The following is an 8,683-nucleotide window of genomic DNA, read 5'->3' as shown; positions in this document are numbered from 1 at the left end:
GGGGCCTGCCGTAGCGGCCGGCGCCGATCCGGCCACGCGCGGGAGCGGGAGCGCGCGAGCGATGGGCGCCGTGGCCGTGCCCGAGCAGTGCGCGCAGCGGGGCGAGGGTGTCATTGCCGAGCCGCCCGGCCCAGACGAGGTTCCACAGCGCGGCGGTCAGGTCGTCGTCGGTGACCGCCAACTGGTCGGCGAGCGGACGGAAGAACCAGCCCCCCGCCCCGACCGCGTCCAGCACGGCAGCGCTGAGGTCGTCGGGGACGGGCTGCGGGTCGGCCAGCGTGACCGGAGCGAGCTCGGCGGTGTGCAGCGAGACCCAGCCGTCCGAGCCGGCCAGGGCGCCGTGACCCTGCCACAGCACCTCCCCCGCCGAGGTGAGCTCGTCCAGCATCGCCGGGCGGTAGTCGCGCACCCGGGCGGGCAGGACCAGCGACTCCAGTGCGCTGGCCGGCACCGGCACGCCGGCCAGCTGCTCGGCCGCCCGCAGGACGCCGTCCACACCGCGCAGGTCGCCGACGCCCTGCCAGGCGGGCAGGAAGCGTGCGAAGTCGGTGGCGGACACCGGCTCGACGGCCTCCCGCAGGGAGGCCAGCGATCGTCGCCGCAGCAGCCGCAGGACGCGGGCGTCGCAGAACTGCTCGCCGGCGAGCCCGGTCGACGCGTCGAGGCCTGGCGAGGCGTGCCCCGAACCTGCGAAGGGCGCGGCTCCGGGAGGAGCCGCCGGCTCCGGGTCAGTCAGGCCCGGCGACACGTCGCGGTGCCCGGGCTCACCGAGCCGCTCCTCGAACGGCGCGACGATGGCCGTCGCCACCCGCGGTGTCGAGGGGGGCAGCCATCCCACGGGGCGCAGGTCGCCCTCGACGAGTCGCCCCGAGGCGACCAGACGGCGCAGCACGTCCCGCGCGACGGAGGCGCCGATGCCGAGCCACGCCGCCACCTCCGCCGTGGTGAAGACGGTGTGGCTGCGGGCATAGCGGGCCAGCAGGTCGCCGAGCGGATCGGGAACGGGCTCGAGCAGGGCCTGCGGGACCCCTGGCGGGAGCGGAACGCCGAGGGCGTCGCGGAGGCGCCCGGCGTCCTCGACCACTGCCCAGCGGGGTCCGTGCGCGCCCGGCAGCTCGAGCACCCGCCGCTGCCGCGCGAGGTCCTCCAGCCACGCCCCCGCCCGGTTCGGCTGGTCGCAGCGAGCCGCGACCGCGGCGGTGTCGAGCGGGCCGAGTTCGCGCAGGATGTCGGTGAGGTCGTCGGCGTCCCTGGCCCGGCGTCCCTCGTCCAGGTGCTGGAGTTCCCGCTCGGTGCGGGTGAGGGCGTCGGGGTCGAGCAGTTCGGCCAGCGAGAGACCCTCGGTGGTGCCGAGCAGTTCGGCGAGCAGGGACGGGTCGAGAGCGAGCGCCGCGGCCCTGCGTTCGGCCAGCGGCGAGTCGCCCTCGTACAGGAATTGTGCGACGTAGCCGAACATCAGCGACGAGGCGAACGGCGACGGGTGCGGCGTCTCCACCGCGACGGTGGCGATCCTGCGCGACCGGACGCCGCGGAGCAGCTCGACCAGCCCGGGGACGTCGAACACGTCGTTCACGCACTCGCGGACCGCCTCCAGCACGATCGGGAAGCTCGGGTACTGGCTGGCCACCTCCAGGAGTTGAGATGCCCTCAGTCGTTGCTGCCACAGGGCCTGGCGTTGTCCCGGCCTCCGCTTCGGAAGCAGCAGCGCCCTGCCCGCGCACTCCCGGAACCGGGACGCGAACAGCGCCGACCCGCCGATCTCCCCCGTGACCAGCGCGGCGACGTCGTCGGGGTCGGGAAAGAGGATCTCGAGCAGCTCGTCCATCGGCCCGGACGGGTTGGCGCGACCCGCCTGGCCTCTCGGGGACGTTCCCCGTGGAGCTTCGTGACGGGCCGACGAGTCGCCCCCGAGGGCGTCGCCCGGCTCGGCGTCCGGCCAGCCGGTGTCGGGCAGGCGGAAGACGAGGCCGTCGTCGGCGTGCATCGCCTGGACGTCGACGCCGTAGCGCTCGCGCAGGCGGGCGGCGACCACGAGCGCCCACGGCGCGTGCACCTGCGCGCCGTACGGGGAGTGGACCACCACCCGCCAGTCGCCGATCTCGTCGCGGAACCGCTCGACGACGAGCTGCCGGTCGTGCGGAAGCCGTCCGATCGCCTCGGTCTGCTCGGCCAGGTAGCCGAGCAGGTTGTCGCTCGCCCACTCGTCGAGCCCCGCATCGCGGGCGCGGGCGCGGGCCCGGGCAGGCGTCAGTGCGCCGACCTCGCGGACGAACGCGCCGACCGCCTCGCCCAGCTCAGCCGGGCGCCCGAGCGTGTCGCCCTTCCAGAACGGCAGCCTCGCCGGCACGCCGGGCGCGGGCGTGACCAGCACCCTGTCGTGGGTGATGTCCTCGATCCGCCAGCTCGAGGTGCCGAGCGCGAACACGTCCCCGACCCGCGACTCGTAGACCATCTCCTCGTCGAGCTCGCCGACCCGGCGGCCGCCGCCCTCCCCGGCCAGGAACACGCCGTACAGCCCGCGGTCGGGGATCGTCCCCCCACTGGTCACGGCCAGCCGCTGCGCCCCTCTTCGGCCGGTGAGGCTGCCGGTTGCCCTGTCCCAGACCAGTCGCGGGCGCAGTTCGGCGAACTCGTCGGACGGGTACCGCCCGCTGAGCATGTCCAGGACGGACTCGAGCACTGCGCGGGTCAGCCCGGAGAACGGGGCGGAGCGGCGCACCAACGTCTCCAGGTCGGCCACCGGCCAGTCGTCCATCGCGACCATCGCCACCACCTGTTGGGCGAGCACGTCGAGCGGGGTGGACGGGACCCGGAGGGCCTCGATCGCGCCCGCGCGCATGCGCTCGGTGATCACCGCCGTCTGCACGAGGTCGCCGCGGAACTTGGGGAACAGGACACCGTGGGACGTCGCGCCCACCTGGTGGCCGGCGCGCCCGACTCGCTGCAGCCCGGACGCCACCAACGGAGGCGCCTCCACCTGGATGACCAGGTCGACCGCGCCCATGTCGATGCCGAGTTCGAGCGAGGACGTGGCGACGACGGCGGGCAGCCGCCCGGCCTTGAGGTCCTCTTCGGTGAGCTGGCGCTGCTCCCGGCTGACCGAACCGTGGTGAGCCCGCGCGAGCACCGGTGGCGCCCCCTGCCCGATCGCGGACTGTGCCATCACCTGGGCGGGTGCGCGGTTGCCGAGGGATCCCCGCGCCCGCGGGTCGGCAGCCGCCCTCCGCGCGGCGTCGGCGGGGTCCTCGCCGCCGCCCCGGGAGGACCGGTCCTCGTCGGCGACGTCGCCCGCGGCGGACTCCAGGCGCTCGAGCCAGATCTCGTTGAGGCGCGCGGTGAGGCGTTCGGCGAGGCGGCGGGAGTTGACGAACACGAGCGTCGAGGAGTGGGCGGCGATCTGGTCGACGATCCTCTCCTCGACATGCGGCCACACCGAGGTGCGCTCGGGGTCCCCGGCCGCCGCGCCGGTCAGGTCGCCGGTCGGCTGCCCGATCGCCCCGAGGTCGGGAACGGGGACGACGACCTCCAGGTCCCAGCGCTTCTCGCTCGGCGGAGCCACGACCGCGACATCACGCCCGCCGGCCAGGAACCGCGCGACCTCCTCGACCGGACGCACGGTCGCGGACAGGCCGATCCGCTGGGCCGGCCGTTCCAGCAGGGCGTCGAGGCGTTCCAGGCTGAGCGCGAGGTGGGCGCCGCGCTTGGTGCCGGCGACGGCGTGCACCTCGTCGAGGATCACGGTCTCGACGCCGGCCAGCGCCTCCCGGGCGGCGGAGGTGAGCAGCAGGAACAGCGACTCCGGGGTCGTGATCAGGATGTCGGCCGGTTCCCTGGCGAACGCTCGGCGTTCGTCGGCGGGGGTGTCGCCGGAGCGGACGGCCACGCGCACGTCCGGCCTCGGCAGGCCGAGCCGGACAGCGGCGTGGCCGATGCCCACCAGCGGCGAACGGAGGTTGCGCTCCACGTCCACGGCGAGCGCCTTCAGCGGCGAGATGTACAGCACCCGGCAGCGTTTCCGCTTGTCGGGGGCAGGCTCGCTGGCCAGCCGGTCGAGCGCCCACAGGAAGGCGGAGAGCGTCTTGCCCGAGCCGGTCGGCGCCACCACCAGGGTGTGCCGGCCCGAGGAGATCGACTGCCACGCCCCCGCCTGGGCGGCCGTGGGCGCGGCGAAGCTGCTCCGGAACCACTCCCTGGTGGCCGGGGAGAACCGCTCCAGCACGTCCGCCGCCATCGTGCGACCACTCTGCCACGCGGCACGGACACCGGTGCCGGGACCAGATCGGGTGACATTTCCCGTCGAAGTCGAGGTCCGCTACGCCCGCGACCTCGAGCGGGCCCCTCCCGGGGGAACGTCACGCCATGAATGCCACCAACCTGCCTCAGGCCTGAGCCGCGTCCTCCGCGTTCCCGTCCTCGGCAGCAGGAGACGTGCGGCTCGCTCTCCGGTCGGCCCGGTTCTGCCGCCAGGTCTCCAGCAGGTCGTAGAGCACGGGCACCAGGATCAGCGTGAGCAGGGTGGACGACACCAGGCCGCCGATCACCACGATCGCGAGCGGCTTCGAGATGAACACCCCGCCCCCGGTCAGGCCGAGGCTCATCGGCACCAGGGCGAACACCGTCGCCAGTGCGGTCATGATGATCGGACGCACGCGCAGCCGCGCCCCGGCCTGGATCGACTCGTCGACCCCCAGTCCTGCCCTGCGCTTCTGGTTGATCAGGTCGATCAGCACGATCGCGTTCGTCACCACAATGCCGATCAGCATCAGCAGGCCGATCATGCTCGGCACGCCCAGCGCGGTGTCGGTGAGCAGCGACAGCCCCAGCGCACCGGTCGCCGCGAAGGGGATCGACACCAGGAGCACCAGCGGCTGCAGCAGCGACCCGAAGGTCGCCACCATGATCAGGTAGACCACCGCGATCGCCACCAGCATCGCCAGGGCGAGCTGCTGGAACGACTCGGTCTGCTGCTGGGACACCCCGCCGATCCGGACGGTGATGCCGTCGGGCAGGTCGAGCGCGGCGACGCCCTGCTCCAGCCTGGTGGTGGTCGTGCCGAGGTCGGAGGACTCCGAGCTCGCGCTGAGGGTGGCCGCCCGCGTCCCGTCGACCCGGGTGACCATGGCCGGCGCCTGCACGATCTCGACGTCGGCGACCTTGCTCAGCGGGATCGGGTCGGCCGTGGCCTTCGCCGCGTCCTTGGACGCGTCCGTGATCGCCTGCTGCTTGTCCTGCGCCTCCAGCGTCTTGTCCCTGGACGTCGCCAGCGCGTCGAGTTGCTTGTCGATCGACGTCACACCCGACTTCGCGGACGCGAGCGCGCTGCTCAACTGGGCCAGGGCGGACGCGGTCGCGGACAGCTGCTGCGAGATCGTGAAGATGCCCGCGGCGATCGGTGCGCAGTCCGGGTCGCTCGGATCGGCCTGGCACCTGGCCGGGATCGCGGCCAGCTGCTTCTGCAGGCCGGCCAGCTTCTTCTTGGTCGAGTTCACCTGCTTGGTGAGCGTCCGGATGGCCTTCTTGGCCTGCGCCCTGCTCTTCTGGAGAGCCTTCACCTGGTCGTTGTAGGCGTCGGTCGACTGTTTCTTGGAGTCCTTGCTGAGCTTCTCGGAGTCCTTGGTCACCTTGTCGGCGGCGTCGGACTTCGCGTTCGCGTTCATCAGCTGGGTGACCGGCAGGGTGATCTCGCGCAGTTCGTCGACGCTCTTCACGGGCTTCTGCGAACGCACGTACACGTTCAGTGTGGTGTCCCCCTGCGCCATCGTCCCGATCAGCTGGCCGCGCACGGCCCTGGCGACGGCCTGACCGATCGAGGCCTGCGTCATGCCCCGTTTGGCCGCGGCGGCCTCGTCGATGTTCACCTTCAGCATGTCGCGGGCGTCGGTGAGGTCGCTGGTGACGTTGGTGAGGCCGGGGACCGTCTTCATCATGGCCATCACCTCGTCGTTGGCCTTCTTCAGCGCGTCCGCGTCGCTGCCCTCCACGTACAGCACGACGCCGGTGGAGGAAGACGAATTGCCGATCGACACCTCGACGGTGCCCACGCTCGGGCCGAGGTCGGCGATCTCCTCGCGCAGCCTCGTCGCGGTGTCGGTGGCGGAGGCGCCGGAGTTCAGCGGGACGGTGAACGTGGCCTGGTTGGTGTCGGCCTGGCTGCCCATGAACACCCCGGTCGAACCGCCGATGCTGGTCGAGTAGGCCTGCACGGAGGGGTCGGACGCGAGCAGCGCCTCGATCTTCTGCGCGGCGGCGTCGGTCTCGCTCAGGCCGGTGCCCGAGGGCAGCTTCTGCGAGATCGACAGCGACTCCGTCCCGGTGTTCCCGATGAAGTCGGTCTTCAGCCGGGGAGCCAGCGCGAGCGTGCCGGCGAAGATCAGCAGGGCCAGGCCGAGGGTGATCCAGCGCCGGTGGAGGGCCCAGTTGAGCACGGGCAGGTAGCCGCGCTGCAGCCAGGTGTCCTTCTCCTCCGACGCGGCGGCCGCGGCGATCCTCTCCTGCTGCCTCGCCGTCGGGCGCATGAACCACGACGCCAGCGTGGGCACGACGGTCAGCGCGACGAACAGGGACGCGAGCAGCGCGACCGTCACCGCGACGGCGAACGGGCGGAAGATCGCCCCGGCCTGCCCGCCGACCAGCCCGATCGGCAGGAACACCGCGACCGTGGTCAGCGTCGAACTGGTGACGGCGCCGGCCACCTCCGTCACCGCGTTCGTGATCGACGCCCGCCCGAACTCGCCGTAGCCCTGGTGGCGCTTGATGTTCTCGATCACCACGATCGAGTCGTCGACGACGCGTCCGACCGCCACCGTGAGCGCAGCCAGGGTGAGGATGTTGAGGGTGTAGCCACCCACCCACAGCCCGATCAGCGCGATCAGCAGCGACAGCGGGATCGAGATCGCGGTGATGATCGTCGGGCGGATCGAGCCGAGGAACACCATGATCACCAGCACGGCCATGGCCAGGCCGATGCCGCCCTCGACGCTCAGGTCGCGGATCGAGTCGGTGATGTAGGGGGCCTGGTCGAAGACGGTGGCGAACTCCGCGCCGTTGCCCAGCTGCTGGGCCAGGCCGGGGAGGGCGGCGTTGACCTCGTTCGCGACGGTCACGGTGTTCGCGTCCGGGTTCTTGGTGACCATCAGGGTGAGCGAGGTCTTGCCGTTGACCCGGGAGATGCTGGTGGTCTCGACCGGCTGTTCGGTGACGGTGGCCACCTTGGACAGCGCGACCGGGCCGTCCGTCCCCTGCAGCATGAGCCGGCCGACCTGCTCCGCGGAGGTGAGCGTCGTCCCGGTCTGCACGTCGTAGTTGGTGGAGTCGGTGCGCATGGTGCCTGAGGGGTACGCGGTCGAGCCGGCGGCGAAGTACTGGGCGATCGTGGTCGGGTCGACGCCGTACCTGGTGACCTTCGCCTGGGAGTAGGTGATCACGATCTCGTGCTGCTGCTCCCCGGAGACCGACACGTCCCGGACGCCGGCCAGCGCGCGCAGGTCGGGGGCGATCTCCTCGGTGACCTTCGTGGACAGGTCGGCGAGGTCGTCGTTGGAGGAGAGCGCGAGGATCACGACGGGGATGTCGTCGGTGCCCCCGGTGATCACCGTCGGGTCGACGTTGCTGGGCAGGGTGGCGGAGATGGAGTCGATGGCGCTGCGCAGCTTGTTGGACATGTCGTCGACGTCCAGCCCGTAGTCCCACTGGACGGTGACCTGCGAGACGCCGCTGGAACTCGTCGAGGTGACCGAGGTGACTCCGGCGACCCCCTTCACCGCGGATTCGATCGGCTTGGACACCTGGGCCTCGACCACGTCGGGGGATGCGCCGGCGTAGGCGCTGATGATGCTTGCGCGCGGGACGTCGATGGACGGGATCAGCTCCTGCTTGAGGGTTCCGGCCGCGTACACGCCGAGGCCGATCGTGAGCAGCGCGAGCAGAAGGACCACCGTGCGGTGGGCGAGGCTGAGCCTCGTCAGACGAACCACGTGTTCTCCCCTTGGTCGGCCCCGCGGAGACAGGGCACTGTGTGGTCGCTGTGGACGACATCAGTTAGCATAGCTCTAACTATTTCTGCGGGAGGAAGCGGTGTCAGGGCTGCGATCGCTACCGGAGCTGGGGCTCGACGACGAGCGCGCGGCACTGGCCGGGGAGCTGTTCGAACTGAACCTGCGCGTCCATGACCGTGCGATGGGGCTGGTCGGCATGCCGGCGCCGCCGGACCTGACCATGCAGCAACTGCGGGTGCTCGGCCACATCGCCCAGCAGCCGGGGATCTCGGGCAACGAGCTGGGCCGCCTGCTGCGGGTGAGTGCCCCGACAGCGAGCGGGCTGGTGGAAAGGCTGGTCGAGAAGGGTCTCGTCTCCCGCAGCGACGACGCGGAGGACCGCCGCGTCCGGCGGCTGCACGCGACGGAGGCGGGGCTGGACGTGATGCGCGACATGGACTCGATGTTCGGCCGCGCCCTGGGCGTCGTCCTCACCCTGCTGTCCGCCGCCGACCTCACCCTGCTCTGCCAGGGCTCCCGCGCGATGCTGGACGCCCTCGACCGCGCGCACGCCCTCCAGCCCCCCACCTGACGCCTTCGGGCGGGGGACGGTTCTGTTCTCGTTCGCGGGTGTGTCCCGGTTGTGGTTCGGGGGACGGTTGTGTTGGTCGTTCGCGGGGTGGTGGGGACGGGGTGGTGTCCGTCTGGTC

3 protein-coding genes are annotated in these 8,683 nt (G+C 72.0%); 1 reads left to right on the top strand and 2 read right to left on the bottom strand.

Features of this window, described 5'->3' with window-relative positions:
• Positions 1-4,231 (bottom strand): DEAD/DEAH box helicase (locus tag QM633_RS03420; protein WP_415152326.1); only part of this gene is annotated, 4,231 nt, incomplete at its 3' end.
• A 148-nt stretch (positions 4,232-4,379) separates the two neighbouring features.
• Positions 4,380-7,973 (bottom strand): efflux RND transporter permease subunit, encoded by a 3,594-nt coding sequence (locus QM633_RS03415; protein ID WP_415152325.1) that lies wholly within the window; start codon positions 7,971-7,973, stop codon positions 4,380-4,382.
• 100 nt (positions 7,974-8,073) lie between these two features.
• Between QM633_RS03415 and QM633_RS03410 the strand changes: the two genes are divergently transcribed.
• On the top strand, positions 8,074-8,565 hold the full coding sequence (locus QM633_RS03410; RefSeq protein WP_415152324.1) for a MarR family winged helix-turn-helix transcriptional regulator: 492 nt from the start codon (positions 8,074-8,076) through the stop codon (positions 8,563-8,565).
• The last annotated feature ends 118 nt before the right edge of the window (positions 8,566-8,683 follow it).

Origin of the sequence: Propionicimonas sp. (assembly GCF_047606205.1) — a bacterium.
GTDB lineage: Bacteria > Actinomycetota > Actinomycetes > Propionibacteriales > Propionibacteriaceae > Propionicimonas.
This window is presented reverse-complemented; position numbering and strand designations above follow the sequence as displayed.